We start from the raw sequence: 21,244 nt of genomic DNA on the forward strand, positions 1-21,244 counted from the left end.
GGCCACCGCCGGCCGGATAACTCGCAGTGGTTGGCACCGTAGCGTCGGCGCTCATCCCCCGTCAATCTTTTGCCGAATTATCATTCACTTAGCGAGCTTGTCTCATCAATTTCCGGCAAATCCGTAGCCGCCGGCCGCTGCACCATCAGCCCCACCCGAACGCGCGGGGCCATGCCGTGTCATTTCCTGTTTCACCTGTAAATGCGGTGTATTCACGCCGCGGTGAAGACCTTCCGCGTTTGACGCCGACGTAAGAGCCCTCGTCGGATCCGGCCGGGATTCGCACTCCATGGATGAACCCGCCACGGAATCAGTGCCCGGCACGTGCGTTAACTTTGCCGATCGCGCCGAAACCGCGGGAAAGGTTGCCAGATCTTGCCGACGGGGTGATTTCCGGTACCCGGCGCACCGCTGCGCCGAAGTCTACTGACTACAAGCGATGTCAGTAGTGTTTCGGCAACATCCGCCCCCTTCAGCGACGGCCGGATTCCCGGTTCGCCTGCTCCAGGATCGCATCCAGCAGACCCGGCATCGCAGCATCCACGTCGTGGGCACGCAGCCGCTGATGGATGTGACCCTCGCGGACCACCCGCTCGGTCAATCCGGCGTCGCGAAGGATGTTGAAGTGGTGAGTGGCCGTCGACTTGTTGATGCCGTCGTAGAGCGCCGCACACTTCACCGCCTCACCGGCCTCGTGCAGACGGCGCACCATCTCCAACCGGACCGGGTCCTGCAGGGCAGCCAGCAGCTGGGGCAAGGTTCCGACCGGGGACCGCGCCTCGACCACCGGAGCATCTGCCATCCGCGTCCTCCGCCACCGGGAAATAAGTTTGATGAACGTCAAACCGAGCGTAGGCTCGGTCGGGTTCGATGAATATCAAACCTACCGGACGGAGCGTGAGGATGGCGCGGATTTCGGCGGACGGTGCGTTGAGCCTGGCACCCGAGCACGGGCAGCGCTGGGCCTATCCGCTACTCCTCGTCCTCAGCGGCGTCGCCCTCGGGGTCTCGGGGGTGCCCGCGCCGCTGTACGGGATCTACGAAACCGCCTGGCACCTCACCCCTCTGGCCACCACGATCGTTTTCGCGGTCTACGCATTGGCCGCGCTGGCCGCCGTGCTCGTCTCCGGCCGCGTCTCCGACGTGATCGGCCGCAAGCCCGTGCTGGTGGGCGCGCTCATCACGATGATCATCGGACTCGCCGTCTTTCTGGTGGCCGACACCATGGCCCTGCTCCTGCTGGCCCGCACCATCCACGGCGCGGCCGTCGGCTCGATCGTGGTGGTGTCCGCTGCCGCGCTGCTGGACCTGCGTCCGCACCGCGGCGTGCGGTCGGGCCAACTCAGCGGCGTCGCGTTCAACATCGGCATGACCGTGGCGATCATCGGCTCCGCCGTGCTGGCGCAGTACGCGCCGCATCCGCTACGCACCCCCTACGCCGTGGTGGCGGTGATCTGCGTCCTGGTCGGCGTCGGCGTCCTCGCGCTCCGAGAAACCCATACCACCCGCTCCCCCGGGCCCATCCGGATCTCGAAACCCGCTGTGGCCAAGGAAATCCGGTCAGACTTCTGGTTCGCCGCGCTCGGCGCGATGGCATCCTGGTCGGTGCTCGGCGTACTGCTGTCGCTGTATCCGTCACTGGCCGCGCACCAGACCCATATCGAGAACCTGGTGTTCGGCGGCGGCGTCGTGGCGATCACCGCGTTCTCCGCGGCGATGGCCCAGCTGGCGGCCACCCGCATCCCGGCGCACCGCGCCGCGATCGCCGGAGACGTGGGCATGGCCATCGCCCTGGGGTTGACCGTTCCGGTGCTCCTCACCCAGTCGTGGCCGCTGGTGTTCGTGGCGGCGGCAATCCTCGGCGCGACGTTCGGGCTCGGGTTCGGCGGCTCATTGCGGCACCTGTCGCACGTCGTCCCGGCCGATCAGCGCGGCGAGACCATGTCCGCGTTCTACCTGCTCGCCTACACCGCGATGGCAGTCCCGACCCTGCTGGCCGGCTGGGCCGCCACCCGCTGGGACCTGGCCACGGTCTTCCCGTGGTTCGCCGCCGCGGTGTCGGCAGCCTGCCTGGTCGCCGCGGGCATCGGCGCGCTGAGCCGGCGGGGAACCATCGCCGACTGACCCAGTTCGACAACTTGGACTCAGCAACGGCGTCGCGGCAATACTCTGATCGCCATGGCACCAGCGCAACGCGAACCCAACGTCGTCGTCCTCGGCGGAGGATCCTGGGGCACCACCGTCGCCTCCATCTGCGCTCGGCGCGGGCCTACGCTGCAGTGGGTGCGCTCGGAAGAGACCGCCAAGGACATCAATGACAACCACCGCAACTCGCGCTACCTCGGGAACGAAGTCGTCCTCCCCGAAAGCCTCAAGGCCACAAACGATTTCAGCGAGGCTGCCAACTGCGCCGACGTGATCGTGATGGGCGTGCCGTCGCACGGCTTCCGCGGGGTGCTCACCGAGCTGGCCCGTGAGCTGAGGCCGTGGGTCCCGGTGGTCTCCCTGGTCAAGGGCCTCGAGCAGGGCACCAACCGGCGCATGAGCGAGATCGTCGACGAGGTGCTGCCAGGGCATCCGGCCGGGATCCTGGCCGGACCCAACATCGCCCGCGAGGTCGCCGAAGGGTATGCCGCCGCCGCCGTGCTGGCCATGCCCGACCAGCACCTGGCCGCAAACCTGGCACAGCTGTTCCGCACCAAGCGATTCCGCACGTACACCACCGACGACGTGATCGGCGTGGAGATGGCCGGGGCGCTCAAGAACGTCTACGCCATCTCCGTCGGCATGGGCTACTCACTGGGCATCGGCGAGAACACCCGCGCCATGGTGATGGCCCGCGCGGTCCGGGAGATGTCCAAACTCGGCGAGGCGATGGGCGGACACCGCGACACCTTCGCCGGTTTGGCCGGCATGGGCGACCTCATCGTCACCTGCACCAGCCAGCGCAGCCGCAACCGCCACGTCGGCGAGCAACTGGGCGCGGGCAAGAAGATCGACGAGATCATCGCGTCGATGAATCAGGTCGCCGAGGGTGTCAAGGCCGCCAGCGTGATCATGGAGTTCGCCGACAAGTACGGGCTGAACATGCCCATCGCCCGCGAGGTCGACCGCGTGATCAACCATGGCGCGAAAGTCGAGGACGCCTACTACGGGTTGATGATCGAAAAGCCCGGCCACGAGGTGCACGGCTCGGGATTCTGAGCGCGCAATCTTCAGGCGCCGCGCACTGCGGCGCGGAAGTCCTCAGCTCCGACCGGCGGGGCGATTGTCCAGAGCACCTCGGCCTCACCGTCGGTCGGGTTGTGCCAGTCGTGTAGCTGCCTCGCACCGAAGGTCATGCTGTCGCCGGTGTTGAGCAGCGTGGTCTGACCGTCGACGGTGATGCTGAGCTCACCCTTGAGCACATAGACGAATATCGTTGTGGCCTCTAGCCGGTAGGCCCCGCCGGAGCCGCCACCGGGCCGCATGACGGTGTGCATCACCTGGACCTGGTGTTCGGACTTCGGGGTCAGCAGTTCTTCCCGGACCCCGTGTCCGCCCATCTCCAGCGGCGCCCCGGCCCCGCTACGGACCACCGGCGCCGACGGGTATTCGAACAGGTCGCCGACGCCGATCCCGAGCGCGTCGCAGATCCGGATCAGCACCGGGACGGAGACATTGGTCATCCCCCGCTCCGCCAGGCTCAGGAACCCCTTGGTCACCTCGGCCCTGGCAGCCACTTCCGTCAGGCTCAATCCGCGCTGACCGCGGAACTCTCGCAGCCGCGCCCCGGCTCGCACCATGCCGGTTTCCGTACCGGCCTGCCGGCCATCGGTCACCGGAGTCCCTCCCCCATCTGTTGACGCCCCCTCGTTTAGTGGTGTAAAACACGTTCATCGTTTTATGGCATTGAACACTACAGGTGGCGATGCTCCCGAAGACAGAAAGGCACGCGGTGTCCGCATCTGCAACCGAGCCCATCAACAAGCCGACGCGGATCCAGGCCGCCGTCTATGACAGCACCGGCGCCATCAGCATCGAGCAGGTCGACCTCGCCGCCCCCGGCCCGGGTGAGGTCCGGGTGAAGATCGCGGCTGCCGGCGTGTGCCACTCGGATCTGCACGTCACCACCGGAGCGTGGGATGTGCCCGCCCCGGTCGTGCTCGGCCACGAGGGCTCGGGAGTGGTCAGCGCCGTCGGCCCGGGCGTCGACGACCTCGAACCCGGCGATCACGTCGTGCTGAGCTGGGTACCGGGCTGCGGTGAGTGCCGCGCGTGCCGGGCGGGCCGTCCGGCGCAGTGCTCGCTGGTCGCCTCGGTCGTCGCACCGGGCGGGACGCTGTACGACGGGACCACCCGGCTGTCCAACGAGCGCGGAACCATTCACCACTATCTCGGCGTCTCGTCCTATGCCGAAGAGGTCGTGGTACCGCGCAGCGGCGCCATCAAGGTCCGCAAGGACGCCCCGCTGGAAGACATCGCGATCGTGGGCTGCGCGATCGCCACCGGGGTGGGCGCGGTGCGCAATACCGCAGGCGTGCAACCCGATTCGACCGTCGCGGTGATCGGCTGCGGCGGGGTGGGCCTGGCCTGCGTGCAAGGCGCCCGACTGGCCGGTGCGTCGCGCATCGTGGCGGTGGACGTGGTCGCCGAAAAGCTCGACCTCGCCCGGCAACTCGGTGCCACCGACGTGGTCGACGCGTCGAAGACCGACGACGTGGTCGCGGCGTTGCGGGAACTCGTCGCCGACGGCGACGACGACGCCGGGTACGACTACGTGTTCGACGCCATCGGCAAGATCGCCACCACCGAACAGGCCGTCGCAGCACTCGGACTCGGCGGCGCCGCGGTGATCGTCGGCCTGCCCCCGCAGGGCGAGCGCGCAACTTTCGAACCGCTGGCCCTCGCCGAGGCGGATCAGCGAATCCTCGGATCCAACTACGGATCCGCCGTGCCCGAGCGCGACATCCCCGCCCTCGTGGACGAGGTCATGGCCGGCAACCTCGATCTGGCCTCGATGATCTCCGGCCGCAGGCCACTGGCCGAGGCCGCGGCCGCGCTCGACGATCTCGCCGCGGGACACGCCTTGCGGCAACTGCTCATCCCCTCCGCCTGACTCAACAGCCCGACTCGACAGCCTGACAAGAAACGAGAACCCCAGTGTCCGAAGACATTCAGACGGGTCCAGACCTCGCGACCGGTGACGCCGGGCTGCGGCGGGGCGCGATGGGCGGTGGCGAACTCGCCGCCCAGGCGATCGCCAACATCGCGCCGAGTGCGGTCATCGCATTCACCGCGGCGGCGATCTACACCACGGCGTCCAACGGCACCTGGGTGTCGTTCGCACTGGCCACGGTCGTGATCCTGTCAGTGGGGTACTGCATCTCGCAGTTCGCGAAACGGCGCTCGTCGGCCGGCTCGCTGTACAGCTATGCCGCCACCGCGCTCGGCCCGTTCGGTGCCTACCTGACCGGTATCAGCCTGCTGATCGGCTGCTTCGGCATCGCCGCCGGATCGTTGAGCGGGTCAGTGGCCTACTCGGCCACCCTGCTCAACCAACTCGGCATCCCGGTGCACGGCGTCGTCGCCCAGATCGTGCTGGCCGTCATCCTCGGCAGCCTGGCAACCCTGTTCACCATTCGCGGGATCCGCCTGTCCGCACGGGTTTCTCTTGTGCTGGAACTGATCTCGGTGTCGATCATCATCCTGCTGCTGGTCGTCACGCTCGTACATCTCGGGTCCGACGCCTTCGACGCCGATCAGTTCGAGCTCAGCGCGGCAACGCCGTCGGGAATCGTGGTCGGCATGGTGCTGGCAATCCTGGGATTCGTCGGCTTCTCCAGTGCCGACGCGCTGGCCCGCGAGGCGAAGGATCCCTACCGGGCGGTGCCGCGCGCGATCATGTGGAGCGCTGCAGGCGTCGGCGTGCTCTACATCTTCGCCGCCTACACCCAAGTAGCCGCTCTCGGACCGCAACTCGGCGAATCCGCGCAGCCACTCGACGACATCGCCACCATGGTCGGCATGCCCACGTGGTTCAACCCCATCCTGAATTTCGGGATCGCGGCCTCGTTCTTCGCCGTCGTCGTCGCCCCGATGAACGTCATCGGGCGCATCCTCTACGTGATGGGCAAGGAGGGCGTGGTTCCGGCCGCGATCGGCCGCACCCACCCGACGCACCTGACCCCGCACCGGGCGCTGATCTCGGTCAGCCCCCTGGTGATCGCGGTGCCCGTCGTCCTGTACCTGCTCGGCGTGGACGCGATGGACGTCGTGACGTGGGTGGACACCTACGGCACGTACGGATACATGGTCGCCTACGCGGCGGCCGCGATCGCCTCCGTGGTGTTCCTGCGCGGCATCAAGGCCCGGGTTCCGCTGGTCTGGCCGGCGGCAATCGTCGCCGTCGCCTCCATGGCGTATGTGTTCTACGCCAACGTCTATCCGGTCCCCGCCTACCCGCTCAACGTGATCCCGTGGCTGTTCTTGCTGACCGTTGCCGCCGCACTCGTCTGGTACTGGATCCTGAGCCGCCGGGCACCAGGGGTGATCGCCGGCATCGGGACCAGCGAGGTCGAGACCCTCGAAGGGATCGGCTGAGGTCAGCCGATCTGGAACGTCGGCTTGAAGTCCGACTCCTGCTCACCGATGACGAAGCTGCCCGCCGGGCTGATCACGAAACCGGACTGATTGCGTCCGTCGATGCACGACGTCGACACCCCGTCGGTGCCGCAGCTGATGGTCTGATAGCTGATCCGCGAATTCGGCGGCAACGGCTTGGGATTCTCGACGACGCCGAACACCGGAGCCGGTGAGCTGGCGAACCCGGGCACCCCGGGCCCGCCACTGACCAGATTGGCCCCGTTGGGAGCCGCCGGGATCGGTCCGCTGCAGCCGTAGCTACCGCTGCGCTGCAGCACGCAGGTGATGCCCTCCGGGATGCTGAACGCGTACCAGTTGTTGTCCATCACCGCGTACTCAGAGGTCTTGACCGGCGGATACGCGTTCACGTTGGGCAACGCGGGCGCCGGCTCCGGCTCCGCAACCGCGGCAGGCGGCACACTCATCACTGCCGCCCCCGCGGCGCTCACCAGGCCAATCATCACTCTGCTCAGCACGCCGTCACCCTAACCCGGGGCGATAGTGCGGTCCACCGCACCGGGATTCGGCTACTTGCCGCCGCAGGCGAGGTCGACGTAGACCGTGGTGTAGCGGACCCGCTCCTCGGTGTTGCCCCGAGGCGCCGCCTTGAGTTCGGTGATGTCACGGCCCGGACGGACCGCCTTGACGTTGCAGTCGCTGATCGAGCCGCTGCCGACGCGGGACAAGATGACGCGGTAGCCCTCGTCCTCCAGCTGCTTGATGGTCTGCTGGGCTGACCCCGTTCCGCTCGGTGCCGCAGCAGCCGGGCCGGCCAGCGCCAGCGCGCCAACGGCCAGGCCTGCGGCGGCGGTGGCGACAACGGTGTTTCTGACGGTGTTCCTCATTGAACTACCTGCCTTCCTTGCTGAATTAATTTCAGCCTATGCAGGTAATTCGGCGGCGTCCATCAACTCATATTGAACGCATACGAATGAGCGCATATGAATGGCCGCGCATTGGAAATTCAGGCCGAACTCATATTTTTGGCATGTCCGCCGGCGGCGTCGGGAGCAGCCTGGCCGGCCAGCGGTATACGCACGGTGAACACCGTTTCACCAGGCTTTGAGGCGACCGCCACAGTCCCCTGGTGCGCCTCGACGATCGACGCCACGATGGCCAGACCCAACCCGGTACTGCCCAATTCCCGCGACCGCGATTTATCGGCCCTGACAAATCTTCCGAATAGATTCGGCAACAATTCCGCATCTATTCCCGGCCCGTCATCGGTAACCGTCAATTCCGCGAATTCATCACCCTCGGTAAGCGCAATGGTGACCGTCACACCGGGCGGCGTGTGAATGCGCGCATTCGTCAACAAATTGCTGACCACTTGATGTAGCCGGGCCAAATCGCCCCGCACCCACAGCGGATCATCGGGCAGCTCGGCCACCCAGTGATGCTCGGGCGCGCCCACCGCCACGTCGTTGACCGCGTCGACCACCAGATCGCTCAGGTCGATGTCGTCGGTTTCCAGGTCCTGGCCCTCACTCAACCGCGACAACAGCAGCAGGTCACTGACCAGCCCCGTCATCCGGCGCGCCTCGGCCTCGATACGGGCCAGCGCGTACTCGGTGGTCGGCGGCAGGTTCGCACTGTCCTGCCGGGTGAGTTCGGCATACCCCTGGATCGCGGCCAGCGGAGTACGCAGCTCATGGCTGGCATCGGTGAGGAACTGCCGGGTGCGTCGATCGGAAGCGGCCAGCTCGGCCAGCGCACTGTCGACGTTGGCCAACAGCTGGTTGAGCGTCTCCCCGACGATGCCGACCTCGTTGTCCGGGTCGGTGTCCTTCTCGCGCACCCTGGCGGTGATGCGGTGATCGTCACCGTCCAACCGCAGCGTGGCCACCTTGGCCGCGGTGGCCGCCACCCGGCGCAACGGCCGCAGTGCGATCCGCACCACGGCGACGGTGCTCAAGGCGGTGGCGATCAGCGCGATGACGATCATCACCGCGACGGTCACCGTCTTGCGGGCGATCACCCGGTTCGCGCTCTCCAGCGACACCCCGGAGACCAGCACGTCACCGTTGCCCGCGGGCTGACTGGCCAGCCGGTACGCGCCGAGCACCGGAAGCTTCACCGTGTGCGGATGGTCGTCGGTCCACCGGTACTGGTCGAGTGCACGCGTCACCGCGACCGGCGCCGTACGCGGCTCACCGTCGGAGAACACCGCGGACTGGATCACCTCGCCGTCGTGCAAGACGGCGATCAGATTGCCGGGCGCCTGCCCGACGAATGCCGTGAGCGCCTCGGCGTCGGCGGTGAGCTCGTGGCCGTCCTGGGCTTCACGCCATTTCTCGAACGAGTGGCTGAAGGCGGCCAACGACCGCGACACCTCGGCATCGCTCATCGTCGACACGTAGGTGTGCAGGCTGTACACCGACAACGCCCCGACCGCGGCCAGCGCCACCGTGACGATGGCACTGACGCCCAGCACCAACTGCCGGCGCAACGACCGGGGCCACCACCACTTGGGTCTCGGCGGCATCAGCTGGTCACGACGCGGGCCGCAGCATGTACCCCACGCCGCGCACCGTGTGGATCATCGGCTCGCGGTCCGTGTCGACCTTCTTGCGCAGGTAGGAGATGTACAGATCGACGATGCTGGACTTGCCGCCGAAGCCGTAGTTCCACACCCGGTCGAGGATCTCGGCCCGGCTCAGCGCCCGGCGCGGATTGCGCATCAGGTAGCGCAACAACTCGAACTCGGTGACGGTGAGGTTGATCGGCTCGCCGCCCCGGGTGACCTCGCGGCTGGCCCCGTCGAGCACCATGTCGCCGACCTTGAGGGTTTCGTCGGCCGGCGGGGTGGTGTGGCTCGACCTGCGCAGCAGCCCGCGCAGCCGGGCCACCAGCTCCTCGAGGCTGAACGGTTTGGTCATGTAGTCGTCGGCGCCCGCGGTCAGCCCGGACACCCGGTCCAGTACCGAGTCCCTCGCGGTCAGGAACAGCGTGGGCGTGTAGCCGTCGGCCTCCCGGACGCGCTGCAGAATCTGCAGGCCGTCGATATCGGGCAACATGATGTCCAAGACCACCACATCCGGCTCGATCTCGTCGAACTTTGCTACCGCGTCGTGGCCGTTGTGCGCCACATCGACTTCCCAGCCCTCATAGTGCAGGGCCATCTTGACCAGGTTGGTCAGTGCCGGCTCATCATCGACCAGCAACACCCGGATAGCTGATCCGTCGGCGCGGTGGATCTTCGGCAACTGTCCGAGGATGGCCTGGCGGGGTTGCTGGGCACGGGGGGAAACGGACATCGTCGTCATGTTTCCATTGTGCGGAGCGCACAGAGTGTTGTCACGGAGTTCATATGGAGTTCTAAGGGAATGCTATTTCTATGAGTCCCCTATGACTTGTGTCACGTTCGTGACCATTGGTGATCTATCTCAAACCTGTTGCGATACATACTGTTTCAAACCATTAGGTGAACAATTGGTGCCGCCCAAAGCCAATTGTTGAATGATTTAGCCTGCGCACCAGGCATATTCGCTGGCCGCGATACTCCACCGAAACATTTGGGTTCTCTATGCATGGCCCAAACTTCCTTGCACCGGCTCACAGCGATAAATACGCTCGCCCACAGCAATTGGGTGTTGCCGAGCCACAACTGAGCCATAAGTCGACTTGTGTCGCACTGTGCTCCAACACCTTTCGAAGTTGTTTACCGACAACGGCGTCAATAACTTTGGGCGGACTCGCAACGAGGCGGGTCCGCGCATCACCGATTCCAAACGGAGGCGAGCCATGCAGCAAACCACCCAACTAGCGGAACGGGCCAGATCGGTCCTGAGATACGACCTGCCCGCCTCACTGGTGGTGTTCCTGGTCGCCCTGCCGTTGTCGCTGGGTATCGCCGTGGCGTCGGGCGCCCCGGTGCTTGCCGGCATCATCGCCGCCATCGTCGGCGGCATCGTCGCGGGCGCCCTGGGCGGATCGCCGCTTCAGGTCAGCGGGCCCGCGGCCGGGCTGACCGTGATCGTCGCCGGCCTGATATCGGAGTTCGGCTGGGCCGTCACCTGCGCCATCACGGTCTGCGCGGGCGTGCTGCAGGTGCTGTTCGGGCTGAGCCGGGTGGCCCGTGCCGCGCTGGCCATCTCCCCCGTCGTCGTGCACGCGATGCTGGCCGGTATCGGCATCACGATCGCGCTGCAGCAGATCCACGTGCTGCTCGGCGGTAGCTCCAACAGCTCGGCCTGGGCCAACGTCGCCGAACTACCGGGTCAGCTGATCAACGCCCACGGCCACGGCGTCATCCTTGGCGCGCTGGTGATCGCCATCCTGGTGGGATGGCGCTGGGCGCCTGCAGCCCTGAAGAAGGTGCCCGGGCCCCTGGTGGCCATCGTCGGCGTCACCGCACTCTCGCTGCTTGCACCGTTCGGCGACGTCACCCGCATCCAGATCAACGGCTCGCTGCTGGACGCGCTGGCGCTACCCAGCCTGCCCGAGGGCAACTGGGGTGCGTTCGCCACCGGCGTGCTGACCGTGGCACTGATCGCCAGCGTCGAGAGCCTGCTGTCGGCGGTGTCGGTGGACCGGATGCACACCGGCCCGCGCACCAACTTCGACCGCGAGATGATCGGCCAGGGCACGGCCAACATGGTTTCGGGCGCCATCGGCGGTCTGCCCGTCACCGGCGTCATCGTGCGCAGCTCTACCAACGTGGCCGCCGGCGCCCGCACCCGGGCGGCCGCGATCATGCACGGTGTGTGGATCCTGGTCTTCGCTGTGCCGTTCGCCGGCCTGGCTCAGATGATCCCGACCGCCGCCCTGGCCGGCCTGCTGATCGTCATCGGTTGCCAGCTGGTCAAGCGTGCACACATCGAAACCGCCCGGCGGACAGGTGATCTCGCGGTGTACGCGGTGACCGTCGTCGGCGTGGTGTTCCTCAACCTGCTCGAAGGCGTGCTGATCGGCCTGGCCCTGGCGGTCGCCCTGACCGTCTGGCGGGTGGTGCGGACCAACATCGACGCCGAGCCCACCGGCGAGGACACCTGGCGCGTCGCCATCGAGGGCTCCTGCACGTTCCTGTCCCTGCCGACCCTGACCAGTGCGCTGGCACGCGTGCCGTCCGGCACGGCCGTGACCGTCGAGCTGTCGGTCGACTTCATCGATCATGCCGCCCACGAGACCATCGAAGAGTGGCAGCGCCAGCACGTGGCCACCGGTGGGACGGTCGAAATCCACGACGTCGGCGCGGTCGAGATGGGCAGCGCCGTCACCGGTCCGCCGATGCGTGGCTTCACACCGTTCGACAAGCGCTCCGGCGTGGTGCCGTGGAGTTCCTGGCAGGGCGAGGAGTCGGCTTCGGTGTTGCACGGCCTGGCCGCCTACCACCGCCGCACCGCCCCGGTGCTGCGCCCGCACATGCAGGACCTGGTGCATGCCCAGCGGCCCGAGACGCTGTTCCTGACGTGCGCCGATTCGCGGGTGGTGCCCAACGTCATCACCAGCAGCGGTCCGGGCGACCTGTTCACGGTGCGCAACGTCGGCAACATGGTGCCCGCGGGCCAGGCCGACGCCTCGATCGAAGCGGCCATCGCGTTCGCCGTCGACAAGCTCAACGTCTCCTCGATCGTGGTGTGCGGACACTCCAGCTGCGGCGCGATGACCGCGATGCTGGGCAAGACCGACGCGGGCGACAAGCACCTGGAATCCTGGCTGGCGCACGGCAATCCGTCCATCGCGGCCTTCGATGACGGTAACCACCCGGTGGCGCTCTCAGCCGCCGAGGCGGGCTTCGGCAAGGTCGATCAGCTGTCGATGGTCAACATCGCCGTACAGGTGCAGACCCTGCAGTCACACCCGGTGGCGCGGCGGGTCAACGTGATCGGCCTGTTCTACGACATCGCCAGCGCCGGCGTGCTGCGGGTGACGCCCACGCACGTCGAAACCCTCGCCGACGCCGCGTAAGGGTTCCGCCCGACTGCGAGGTACCCCAGCAGCACCGCGAGCGTGCGTGTCTGCTGCCCGACACACCGTGTTTGGGCAGCAGTTCACGCACGCTCGCGGTGTTTTGTCATGCCCTTGTTGATCACGCGCCCGACCGGGTTCCGGATTCGGGCGTCTCTCTGGGTGACGTGTCGTCGGCAACTTCGTCAAAGTTTTTGACGATCCTGGCGGGCACCTTGACCCGGCAGAGCATCCCGAACCGATCTCGGCGCCCCCGCGGCCGGGCGAAGCGAGGAAGGTCAGTAGTGACCGGGGCCGCGGCCGGCCATATCCTCCAGGCGGCGGATGCGGTCGTCGATCGGCGGGTGGGTCGAGAAGAGCTTGCCGATGCGCTCGCCGGCCCGGAACGGGCTGGCGATCATCAGGTGCGCTTGATCGGCCAACTGGGGCTGCGGGGGCAGCGGTGCCGCCTCGACACCGCCGGAGATCTTGCGCAGCGCCGAGGCCAATGCCAGTGGGTCACCGGTCAATTCGGCACCGGACTGGTCGGCCTGGTACTCACGCTGGCGAGACACCGCCATCCGCACCACGGTGGCCGCGATCGGGCCGAGCAGCGAAACGAGCAGCATGGCAATCGGGTTCGTACCCTCACGGTTGCCGCCGAACATCCCCGCGAACATGGCCATGTTGGCCAGGGCCGTGATCACCGACGCCATCGCGCCTGCCACACACGAGATCAGGATGTCGCGGTTGTAGACGTGGGACAGCTCATGGCCGAGAACCGCTCGCAGTTCACGCTCGTTGAGGATCTGCAGGATGCCGGTGGTACAGCACACCGCGGCGTTGCGCGGGTTGCGACCGGTGGCGAACGCGTTCGGGTTGGCGGTGTCGGAGATGTACAGGCGCGGCATCGGCTGATGCGCCGTGGTGGCCAACTCCCGCACGATCCGGTAGATCTCGGGCGCCTGCACCTCGGTGATCGGCTGGGCGTGCATCGCGCGCAGCGCCATCTTGTCGCTGTTGAAGTACACGTAGACGTTCATGCCGACGGCGAACAACACCGCCAGGTACATCACGTTGCGGCCGAACAACGAACCGACGAACACGATCAGCGCCGAAAAACCGACCAACAACAGGAATGTCTTGATCCGGTTCGCGTGCGGGTTCCACGTCATCGCAGTTTCCTCCTAGGCAACTACTCGGCAACCATCGCTGATTAAACGCTCAGTTACCGCTCGTGGTTCCGGATTCAGCCGTGACGGTTCACCGTGTAGTCCACGAGTGTGGCCAGCGCGTCGCGCCCGGGCCCGGCCGGAAGGCCTGCCAGTTCGGTGCGGGCCTGAGCCGCGTACTCGGCCACCGTCTCCTTGGCGCGCGCCATCCCGCTCGATCGCCGCAGCAGGGTCAGCGCCTCGGCGACGTCCTCGTCCCGCTCGACCGGGCCGGCCAGCAATTCGCGCAGCCGGTCGGAATCGGGACCCGACTCGCGCAGGGCGTACAGCACCGGCAGGGTGTGCACACCCTCGCGCAGGTCAGTGCCCGGGACCTTGCCCGATTCATCGGGATCGCTGTCGATGTCGATGATGTCGTCGGAGATCTGGAACGCGGTGCCCACAATGCCGCCCAGCCGGTGCAGCCGGTCGATCTGATCGGCGTCGGCACCCGAGAACGTCGCGCCGAACCGTCCGGAGGCGGCGATCAGGCACGCGGTCTTCTCGTAGACGACCTTGAGGTAGTGATCGACGGAGTCGACATGCTCGGCCGCACCGCGAGTCTCGCGCATCTGGCCGGTCACCAGTTGCGCGAATGTGTCAGCAATCACACGCACCGCGTCGGGGCCGAGCAGTGAAACCAGCCGTGATGCCGTGGCGAAAAGGTAGTCGCCGGCCAGGATCGCGATGTTGTTGCCCCACCGGGCGTTGGCACTGGGTGCCCCGCGCCGCATCTGGGCTTCGTCCATCACGTCGTCGTGATACAGCGTGGCCAGGTGCACCAGCTCGATGACCGCACCGGCGATGGCGACCTCAGGATCGTCGGGCCGGGGGCCCAGCGACGCCGAGAGCACGGTGAACAGCGGGCGGAACCGTTTCCCGCCGGCCTGGAACAGATGCTGGACGGCCTCGGCCATGAGCTCGTCGGCTTTGCCCAGCTCGTCAGACATCAGTTGTTCGATCCTGGCGACGCTGTCCCGGACGTCGGCGGCGAACGCCGCGTCCCCGAAATCAACGCCTGCCACCACAGTCGCTGGTGTCCTCATTCGTCCAACATACTGGGAGCAATGGATATCAAGTCAGACGTGGTCGTCGTCGGCGCCGGACCGGCCGGGTCGGCGGCCGCCGCATGGGCAGCTCGAGCCGGTCGTGACGTGCTCGTGGTCGACGCGGCGCAGTTCCCCCGGGACAAGTCCTGCGGCGACGGACTGACGCCGCGCGCCGTTGCCGAACTCGAACGGCTCGGCATGGGCGCATGGCTCGACACCCGGATCCGGCACCACGGCCTGAGGATGTCGGGGTTCGGCGCCGACGTCGAGGTGCCGTGGCCCGGGCCGTCTTTCCCGTCCACCGGAAGTGCGGTCCCGCGCACCGAACTCGACGACCGGATCCGCTCGGTCGCCGCCGACGACGGTGCCAAGATGCGCTTGGGCACCAAAGTGGTTGGGGTAAACCATGACTCACGTGGACGGGTCGAATCCGTCCAGCTCGACGACGGCGCCACGATCGGCTGTAACCACCTGATCGTGGCGGACGGGGCCCGCTCCACCCTGGGCCGCGTGCTGGGCCGCACGTGGCACAAGGAAACCGTCTACGGCACCGCCATCCGCGGCTATATCGCCACGCCGCGCGCCAACGAGCCGTGGATCACCTCGCATCTGGAGCTGCGCTCCCCCGAAGGTCAGGTGCTGCCCGGCTACGGCTGGATCTTCCCGTTGGGCAACGGTGAGGTGAACATCGGGGTGGGCGCCCTGGCGACGGCCAAACGTCCCGCCCACGCCGCTCTGCGGCCGCTGCTGTCGTACTACACCCAGCTGCGTCGCGAGGAGTGGGGATTCTCCGGGGAGCCGCGGGCTGCTCTGTCGGCGCTGTTGCCGATGGGCGGCGCGGTGTCCGGCGTGGCCGGGCCCAACTGGATGCTGGTCGGCGACGCGGCGGCCTGCATCAACCCGCTCAACGGCGAGGGCATCGACTACGGGCTGGAAACCGGCCGGTTGGCTGCCGAGATGGTGGGGTCCGGCGACTATTCGCACGCCTGGCCCGCGCTGCTGCGCGACCATTACGCCCAGGGCTTCTCCATTGCCCGGCGGCTGGCGATACTGCTCACCCTGCCGCGCTTCCTGCCTGCCACCGGCCCCGTCGCGGTCCGCTCGTCGTTCCTGATGCACATCGCCGTGCGGGTGATGGGCAACCTGGTCACCGAAGAGGACGACGACTGGGTCGCCCGAGTATGGCGGGGTGCGGGCCTGGCTTCGCGCCGACTGGATCAGCGCAAGCCGTTCAGTTGATCGGCGGGCGGTTGAGCATCCAGATCCGGGTGGACAGCGCCGTGGCGAAGCCACACCACAGCGGATAGGGCGCCAGCACCGCCCCTGCCGCGCCCTGGGCCGCTACCGCGCGACGGGTCAGGTCGGCGCTGCTCGCGGTCAGCGCCGCGGCGGTGACGGCCGCGGCACCGAGTTGGCGGCGGGAGAAGAACACCCACGACCACGCGGCGTTGACGGCCAGGTTGACGCTCAGCGCCGCCGTATAGGCACGGGCCTCGTCCTGGCAGCCGTCGGTGCGCAGCCGGTCGATGGTGCGGGCCGAGACCACCGCGATGCCGGCGTACAGGATCGGCCAGACAACCGGAAAAGCTTGTCGCGGAGGCTGAAACGACGGCTTGCGCAAGGACTCGTACCAGTTGGACTGCGCGGGCCGGCTGGCCAGCCCGCCGACGAGCGCGGTGGTCAATGCCGCAGTGGCCGTCTTGGCCAGGGTGATCGGTCGCATGGGCCACTAAATACCCGAATGGTCCTGCGTCAAAAAGTTTGACGAAGTTCCACAGGACATGTCACCCAGAGAGACGCCAGGGGCCGGCCGCTCTCTCGGGTCATGGTGTCCGCCAGGATCGTCAAATATTTTGACGATCGCCCAGGCGAAGATGTCCCCACCGGTCGGCATACTCCGGACATGGGAGCCAAGAGCGAGCCGTGGTGGGCGAACGACCCTGAGCTGAAGGAGTTCTTCCGACGCTCGCAAGAGCAACTGGAGCGGGAGATCGCCGCGCACGAACCCATTGCGTCCGATGACCCACCGGAGCCCCTGTGGGACCTCTCGATCGGGACACGGGTTCACGCGCTGGGGCTCGCACGGGACGATCTCGCCCGGGCCCAGGCCCGCTATGAACAGGCGATCCTCGCCGGTCGTCAAGCCGGTTTGTCATGGGCACAGATCGGCAGAGTCCTCGGGGTGTCAAAGCAGCGGCTGCACAGCCGGTTCCGCGGCTATTCGGCCTAGCCTCAGCGGTACTCGCACAGATAGGCGGTCTCGGTCTCGACGCGCACCTGGAACTTGCTGTCGGCGGGCACGGTGAATTGTGTTCCGGCCGCGAAGGTTTCCCACTCGTCGCGGCCGGGCAGCTTGACCGTGAGCGCACCGGAGACCACCTGCATGATCTCGAGCTGGGAGGTGCCGAACTCGTACTCGCCGACGGCCATGACGCCCACGGTCGCATTCCCGTCCGGCGTCGTGAAGCCGATCGAGGCGACGTCGCCACCGAAGTACTCGTTGACCTTGAACAATGCGGCTCCTTGAAGTCGGGTGAGCGGTCAGGATACCGGGGCGAATCCGCGCCCTATTCGGCTACACCACGTACTTGAGCACCCCGAGCATCGCGTTCTCGTCGGCCGGCTCACCGGCGCACCGGTGCAGCCCGTCCAGCACCGCCGACGTGTCCATCCCGGTGCCGATCAGCACCAACTCGGTACCGCCCGAGCGACGCTTCTCGAAGCGCAGGGAACTGCCGACGAGTTGCAGCAGGAAGCGCTGCGCGCCGAAGTCGACGAAGCCCTTGGCGCGGTAGAGCCCAACGGGGCGGTCCCGCAGAAACTCCATGAACAAGCGTGGGTTCACCGCGGCATCGGTGCGGAATTCGACGCTCTGGTACTCCGGATGGTCGTGATCGTGCTCGTCGTGCAGCAGCTCGTCGAAGGACAGCTGGGCCTGCGGCGCCCGCTGCGGCGGGTCGATCAGCAGCTCAGGGTCGATGCCGGCAAAGTCAGTGGGCAGCACCGGAACCCGGGGATTGAGTTCACGGATCCGCGCGGTCAGCGCGTCGACATCGGGGCACGAGGACGCCTTGTTGAGCACCACCAGATCGGCGACCGGCATCCCGTGACTGAGGTCGGGTTGCAGCCCGTCGAGCACCAGGACCAGGCCGGCGTAGTGGAAGCGGGAATCGTCGGCGGTGATGATGGTGCGGGCCACCGCGGCTGGTTCGGCCACGCCGCTGGCCTCCACCACGATCAGATCCAGCCGGGGTTTGACGGCAGCGAGCTTGCCGAGCATCTCGCTGACCTCGTCGTCATCGACCGCACAGCAGATGCACCCGTTGGACAGCGACGCCATCGCATCGACCTGGCCGGCCACCAGCATGGCGTCGATGTTCACCGCGCCGAAGTCGTTGACCAGCGCCCCGATGCGGACCCCGCGGCCGTTGCGCAGGAGATGGTTGAGCAGCGTGGTCTTGCCGGCACCCAGGTGCCCGGCGACCGCCAGCACGGGTACTGATCCGGTTGACGTCACCGGGCCATCGTAGAGTTATTGGGAACTGTTTTCAGTAAGCGGGTCAGGTCGGCCAGCGAGCGTCGACGATGTCCAGCGCATTGGGCAGCTTGGCCCGGTACCGCGCCTTGTCGGCGGCCTTGAACGGGGCCCACCACGGCGCCTGGAACAACTCGACGATCTTGACCTTCGGCCCCTGGTAACCCGCCGCCAGCAGCACCCCGTTGGCGGCGTAGCGCCCGCCCTCGTTGGCACCCTCCATCGTCGTGACGTTCTGGTCGGTCTTGATCCACTCGCCGGCCAGGAACAGATTGTCGATCCCGGTCGTGGCTTCCGGCCGACGAGCCCACGACCCCGGGTCCTGGATGAACAGCGGTTCGTCATTGCGCACGTTGGGCGTGCCCGAGTCGATGATCGACGGATCGAGAAACCACGAGTGCAGCATCGCGTCGGTGAGCACGGTGCCGGTGTCGTTGAGGTGCGCCTTGATCTGCGCCCAGGCCTCGGCCGCGATCTGCGGTGGCGTGCACTGTCGGGCACTGAGTCCGTTGAAGTTCCCCGGCGTGCTCCAGTCCGAGAGAATCGCCGACAGACAGTCCTTCACGGTTCCGTCGCCGTAGGACGTCAGCGGCCGCTTCCAGAACTGCGCCTCGCTGATCGACGTGATGCCCCAGCCGGAGTCGACGTAGTTGACGTGCCCCTTGGTGACGTCGACGCGCTCGCGCAGGAAGAACATCAGGCCGTTCATCCACTCGGTGCGCAGCGCGGCCACCGACGCCAGCTTGGGATCGGCGGCGATGACGTCCGGAGTGAGCACCGCGGCGAGCTTCTCGCACGGCACCGCCGAGATGTACCAGTCGGCCACCACCGGCTGGGCCACCCCGTTGCCGTCGACCACGGTCGCCGAGGCGATGTGGCCCCCGTTGGGGGTCAGCCTGGCCAGCGCCTGCCCGACCCGGAACGTCACCCCCAGCGACTGGAGGTGCGCCACCCAAGGGTCGATCCACTGCAGGCTGGTGGGCCCGTTGAGCACCCGGTCGAATCCCTTGTTGTCGATGTCGTTGCCCAGCAGCAGGATCGACCACACCGAGGCCTCACCGACCAGCCCGATCGAATGAGCGCTGGCGTCTTTGGACTTCGAGGCGGCCAGGTTGCGGATGATGCCGTCGGCCAGATACCGGTTGTACTCGGCCGACTTCTTGTCGGCCCCGATGTAGCGCTCCCAAGTCATGTTGTCCCACTGGCCGAGCTTGCGTTCGTCGCAGCTGGTGACGTACACCGCGAGCTTCTGCGCGGCGTACACCGCCTCCAGCGGCGGCAACCGGAACAGCGTCTGGAACACCGCGGCCACCGACTCGATGAATGCTTTCGGGGTGATCGGGTTGGGCAGCGTCGGGATCGGAAACGGCAGTGGGATGGTCAGATCCGCCCGCCCCAGTCCGGAGTGCAGGTACGACGTGGCCCGGGTCAGGTTCTGCCAGACCCCGAATGTGTTGCCGGCGAACGGGATACGCCGCATGGTGTCGGTGACGTTGCGATAGAACCCCGGAAAGAACCGGAAGCCGTGCTCAGCCGGCAGCGGACTGCCCGTCGGGCTCGGCGCTGGTATCGAGCGCGCCTTGCCGCCCAACGCTTTTCGTTCGAACACCGTGACACGGAAACCGCGCTCGGCCAGTTCGTGCGCGGCGGTCAGTCCGGCCACCCCGGCACCGAATATCGCCACGGTGGACCCTGGAGCCGACCGCGCGGTTGCCGGCCTGCTCAGCGCCGCCGCGGCCACTCCCGCCGTGGCCGTGCCTGCCAGAAACGACCGCCGTGAAATGTGACGTTCCCCAACCCCACCCGACATACCGATACCACCTCAGCTCGGCAACCCCTGTGGGCGATAAGTTAACGGCGATTCTCGACCGCACGGCGTCGACACGCCGATTCGAACCAGTCCACATCGTCTCGATCCGCTGATCACATCAAGTCGTATCGAACCACTACAAACCGCACAACAGCGCGGCCCATGCTCGAGAATGACCATTCACTTAATTGTTGCGGCGGCGTCATCAAATGTGACATGCTCCACAGGTGACCGGGGGGTCGAAACGGTGCTCTGCACAGCCGGTGCCACCGGCCGGCCCCGCGCATGCCACAACACGCGCGGAAGGAACTCGATGACCTACGAGCTACCAGCGTCCAGGGGCCCCGTTCGGGATGTCCTGGTCCAGGGCGGCTACGTGCTCGGCTTCTCGGTGCAGGCGCTCGTCAGCGTCGTCACCGCGGTGATCCGCCGACGCCTGGTGCTCGACGAGGTCGTCACCCAGACCCTGTTCATCGGGCGGGTCTGCACCGGGCCGGCCCTGCTGCTGATGATGCCCATCGGTGTGTTCATCGCGGTGTCGGTCGGCGAGTTGGCCGGGCGCATCGGGGCCGGGGGTTACTCGGGCGCGGTGGTGGCGTTCATCATCGTCGGCCAGGCCGCGGCCCTGGTCTGCGCCCTGATGATGGCCGGGGTGGCCGGTTCGGCGATCTGCACCGATCTGGGGTCACGCACCATCCGCGAGGAGATCGACGCCATGGAGGTGATGGGCCTCGACGTGATCGAGCGCCTCGTCGCGCCGCGTCTGGTCGCCGCCGTCATCGTGGCGCTGGCGCTGTGCTCGATCGTCACCTTCGGCGGCGTCATGGCCTGCTACCTGTACCACATCAGCGTGCAGCACCTGCCCGCCGGAACATTCCTGGCCACCTTCAGCCAGTACGGCCAGGTGTCGGATTTCGTGATGGCACTGATCAAGTCGGCGGTCTTCGGGCTGACCGCCACGCTGGTCGCCACCTTCAAGGGCCTGCACGCCAAGGGTGGCGCCGGCGGGGTGGCCAACGCTGTGAACGAGGCCGTGGTGCTGGCCTTCGCGCTGGTCTTCATCCTCAACACCACCATGTCGGCGCTGTACACCGTGGTGGTTCCGGCCGTGGGCAGCTACCGGTGA

At 67.1% G+C, this 21,244-nt stretch carries 20 protein-coding genes; 8 read left to right on the forward strand and 12 right to left on the reverse strand.

The annotated features are described in order from the left end of the window. Window positions 1-472: 472 nt before the first annotated feature. Entirely contained in the window at window positions 473-802 is a 330-nt protein-coding gene (locus tag G6N57_RS00610) for an ArsR/SmtB family transcription factor (protein WP_077742404.1), read from the reverse strand. A 101-nt stretch (window positions 803-903) separates the two neighbouring features. On the opposite strand from G6N57_RS00610, the gene G6N57_RS00615 reads away from it, so the two are divergent. Beyond that, window positions 904-2,124, forward strand: a complete 1,221-nt coding sequence (locus G6N57_RS00615) for an MFS transporter (protein WP_077742405.1) — start codon at window positions 904-906, stop codon at window positions 2,122-2,124. Between the two features lie 54 nt (window positions 2,125-2,178). Next, complete coding sequence (locus G6N57_RS00620) at window positions 2,179-3,204, forward strand: NAD(P)H-dependent glycerol-3-phosphate dehydrogenase (protein ID WP_075922644.1); 1,026 nt, start codon at window positions 2,179-2,181, stop codon at window positions 3,202-3,204. 11 nt (window positions 3,205-3,215) lie between these two features. Here the strand turns inward: G6N57_RS00620 and G6N57_RS00625 are convergent, their stop codons facing one another. Continuing rightward, the gene (locus G6N57_RS00625; protein WP_234815646.1) at window positions 3,216-3,821 is read right to left on the reverse strand and encodes a helix-turn-helix domain-containing protein; all 606 of its coding nucleotides are present in this window, start codon (window positions 3,819-3,821) and stop codon (window positions 3,216-3,218) included. Between the two features lie 116 nt (window positions 3,822-3,937). Between G6N57_RS00625 and G6N57_RS00630 the strand changes: the two genes are divergently transcribed. Beyond that, entirely contained in the window at window positions 3,938-5,098 is a 1,161-nt protein-coding gene (locus G6N57_RS00630; protein WP_234815647.1) for a zinc-binding dehydrogenase, read from the forward strand. 44 nt (window positions 5,099-5,142) lie between these two features. Next, window positions 5,143-6,582 carry an APC family permease gene (locus G6N57_RS00635; RefSeq protein WP_077742406.1) on the forward strand — a complete coding sequence of 480 codons (1,440 nt, stop codon included), beginning with the start codon at window positions 5,143-5,145 and terminating at the stop codon, window positions 6,580-6,582. 2 nt (window positions 6,583-6,584) lie between these two features. Here the strand turns inward: G6N57_RS00635 and G6N57_RS00640 are convergent, their stop codons facing one another. The 4 genes from G6N57_RS00640 to G6N57_RS00655 form a co-directional block, all read right to left on the reverse strand. Beyond that, window positions 6,585-7,100: a hypothetical protein gene (locus G6N57_RS00640; protein WP_075922643.1), complete on the reverse strand. Its 516-nt coding sequence runs from the start codon at window positions 7,098-7,100 to the stop codon at window positions 6,585-6,587. Window positions 7,101-7,151: 51 nt separating this feature from the next. Next, window positions 7,152-7,469, reverse strand: coding sequence for a hypothetical protein (locus G6N57_RS00645; protein WP_077742407.1), 318 nt, complete (start codon window positions 7,467-7,469; stop codon window positions 7,152-7,154). 119 nt (window positions 7,470-7,588) lie between these two features. Then, window positions 7,589-9,109: a sensor histidine kinase gene (locus tag G6N57_RS00650; RefSeq protein ID WP_077742408.1), complete on the reverse strand. Its 1,521-nt coding sequence runs from the start codon at window positions 9,107-9,109 to the stop codon at window positions 7,589-7,591. 7 nt (window positions 9,110-9,116) lie between these two features. Further along, a complete protein-coding gene (locus tag G6N57_RS00655; RefSeq protein ID WP_003883610.1) occupies window positions 9,117-9,890 on the reverse strand; it encodes a response regulator transcription factor in 774 nt (257 codons plus the stop codon). 478 nt (window positions 9,891-10,368) lie between these two features. Here G6N57_RS00655 and G6N57_RS00660 point away from each other — a divergent pair, with 478 nt between their 5' ends. Beyond that, complete coding sequence (locus G6N57_RS00660) at window positions 10,369-12,534, forward strand: SulP family inorganic anion transporter (RefSeq protein WP_077742409.1); 2,166 nt, start codon at window positions 10,369-10,371, stop codon at window positions 12,532-12,534. Between the two features lie 278 nt (window positions 12,535-12,812). On the opposite strand, the gene htpX is transcribed toward G6N57_RS00660, so the two are convergent. Together htpX and grcC1 are read right to left on the reverse strand one after the other, a co-directional pair. Then, window positions 12,813-13,688: a zinc metalloprotease HtpX gene (htpX, locus tag G6N57_RS00665; RefSeq protein ID WP_036441782.1), complete on the reverse strand. Its 876-nt coding sequence runs from the start codon at window positions 13,686-13,688 to the stop codon at window positions 12,813-12,815. 74 nt (window positions 13,689-13,762) lie between these two features. Further along, window positions 13,763-14,770 (reverse strand): nonaprenyl/(2E,6E)-farnesyl/geranylgeranyl diphosphat synthase, encoded by a 1,008-nt coding sequence (grcC1, locus tag G6N57_RS00670; RefSeq protein ID WP_165777762.1) that lies wholly within the window; start codon window positions 14,768-14,770, stop codon window positions 13,763-13,765. A gap of 21 nt (window positions 14,771-14,791) precedes the next feature. Here grcC1 and menJ point away from each other — a divergent pair, with 21 nt between their 5' ends. Continuing rightward, window positions 14,792-16,012 (forward strand): menaquinone reductase MenJ, encoded by a 1,221-nt coding sequence (gene menJ, locus G6N57_RS00675; protein ID WP_077742411.1) that lies wholly within the window; start codon window positions 14,792-14,794, stop codon window positions 16,010-16,012. Here menJ and G6N57_RS00680 read toward each other — a convergent pair. Beyond that, window positions 16,005-16,496, reverse strand: coding sequence for a TspO/MBR family protein (locus tag G6N57_RS00680; protein ID WP_077742412.1), 492 nt, complete (start codon window positions 16,494-16,496; stop codon window positions 16,005-16,007). The genes menJ and G6N57_RS00680 overlap by 8 nt on opposite strands. Window positions 16,497-16,676: 180 nt before the next feature. Between G6N57_RS00680 and G6N57_RS00685 the strand changes: the two genes are divergently transcribed. Then, on the forward strand, window positions 16,677-17,003 hold the full coding sequence (locus G6N57_RS00685) for a hypothetical protein (protein WP_097925911.1): 327 nt from the start codon (window positions 16,677-16,679) through the stop codon (window positions 17,001-17,003). A 2-nt stretch (window positions 17,004-17,005) separates the two neighbouring features. Here G6N57_RS00685 and ppnP read toward each other — a convergent pair whose 3' ends face one another. The 3 genes from ppnP to G6N57_RS00700 all read right to left on the reverse strand — a co-directional run bounded on the left by ppnP (window position 17,006) and on the right by G6N57_RS00700 (window position 20,118). After that, on the reverse strand, window positions 17,006-17,287 hold the full coding sequence (gene ppnP, locus G6N57_RS00690) for a pyrimidine/purine nucleoside phosphorylase (RefSeq protein ID WP_077742413.1): 282 nt from the start codon (window positions 17,285-17,287) through the stop codon (window positions 17,006-17,008). Between the two features lie 61 nt (window positions 17,288-17,348). After that, on the reverse strand, window positions 17,349-18,290 hold the full coding sequence (locus G6N57_RS00695; RefSeq protein ID WP_077742414.1) for a CobW family GTP-binding protein: 942 nt from the start codon (window positions 18,288-18,290) through the stop codon (window positions 17,349-17,351). Between the two features lie 43 nt (window positions 18,291-18,333). Next, window positions 18,334-20,118 (reverse strand): hydroxysqualene dehydroxylase, encoded by a 1,785-nt coding sequence (locus G6N57_RS00700; RefSeq protein ID WP_077742415.1) that lies wholly within the window; start codon window positions 20,116-20,118, stop codon window positions 18,334-18,336. Window positions 20,119-20,431: 313 nt separating this feature from the next. On the opposite strand from G6N57_RS00700, the gene G6N57_RS00705 reads away from it, so the two are divergent. Then, window positions 20,432-21,244 (forward strand): MlaE family ABC transporter permease, encoded by an 813-nt coding sequence (locus G6N57_RS00705; protein ID WP_077742416.1) that lies wholly within the window; start codon window positions 20,432-20,434, stop codon window positions 21,242-21,244.

Origin of the sequence: Mycolicibacterium boenickei, assembly GCF_010731295.1 — a bacterium.
Classification (GTDB): Bacteria; Actinomycetota; Actinomycetes; order Mycobacteriales; family Mycobacteriaceae; genus Mycobacterium; species Mycobacterium boenickei.

Bases quoted from the DNA above. Each gene is read 5' to 3' on its own strand.
- G6N57_RS00650 (WP_077742408.1), bottom strand. From the start codon at position 9,109: ATGCCGCCGAGACCCAAGTGGTGGTGGCCCCGGTCGTTGCGCCGGCAG.
- grcC1 (WP_165777762.1), bottom strand. From the start codon at position 14,770: ATGAGGACACCAGCGACTGTGGTGGCAGGCGTTGATTTCGGGGACGCG.
- G6N57_RS00615 (WP_077742405.1), top strand. From the start codon at position 904: ATGGCGCGGATTTCGGCGGACGGTGCGTTGAGCCTGGCACCCGAGCAC.
- G6N57_RS00655 (WP_003883610.1), bottom strand. From the start codon at position 9,890: ATGACGACGATGTCCGTTTCCCCCCGTGCCCAGCAACCCCGCCAGGCC.
- G6N57_RS00620 (WP_075922644.1), top strand. From the start codon at position 2,179: ATGGCACCAGCGCAACGCGAACCCAACGTCGTCGTCCTCGGCGGAGGA.
- htpX (WP_036441782.1), bottom strand. From the start codon at position 13,688: ATGACGTGGAACCCGCACGCGAACCGGATCAAGACATTCCTGTTGTTG.
- G6N57_RS00660 (WP_077742409.1), top strand. From the start codon at position 10,369: ATGCAGCAAACCACCCAACTAGCGGAACGGGCCAGATCGGTCCTGAGA.
- G6N57_RS00610 (WP_077742404.1), bottom strand. From the start codon at position 802: ATGGCAGATGCTCCGGTGGTCGAGGCGCGGTCCCCGGTCGGAACCTTG.
- G6N57_RS00700 (WP_077742415.1), bottom strand. From the start codon at position 20,118: ATGTCGGGTGGGGTTGGGGAACGTCACATTTCACGGCGGTCGTTTCTG.
- G6N57_RS00685 (WP_097925911.1), top strand. From the start codon at position 16,677: ATGGGAGCCAAGAGCGAGCCGTGGTGGGCGAACGACCCTGAGCTGAAG.
- G6N57_RS00680 (WP_077742412.1), bottom strand. From the start codon at position 16,496: ATGCGACCGATCACCCTGGCCAAGACGGCCACTGCGGCATTGACCACC.
- menJ (WP_077742411.1), top strand. From the start codon at position 14,792: ATGGATATCAAGTCAGACGTGGTCGTCGTCGGCGCCGGACCGGCCGGG.
- G6N57_RS00645 (WP_077742407.1), bottom strand. From the start codon at position 7,469: ATGAGGAACACCGTCAGAAACACCGTTGTCGCCACCGCCGCCGCAGGC.
- G6N57_RS00705 (WP_077742416.1), top strand. From the start codon at position 20,432: ATGACCTACGAGCTACCAGCGTCCAGGGGCCCCGTTCGGGATGTCCTG.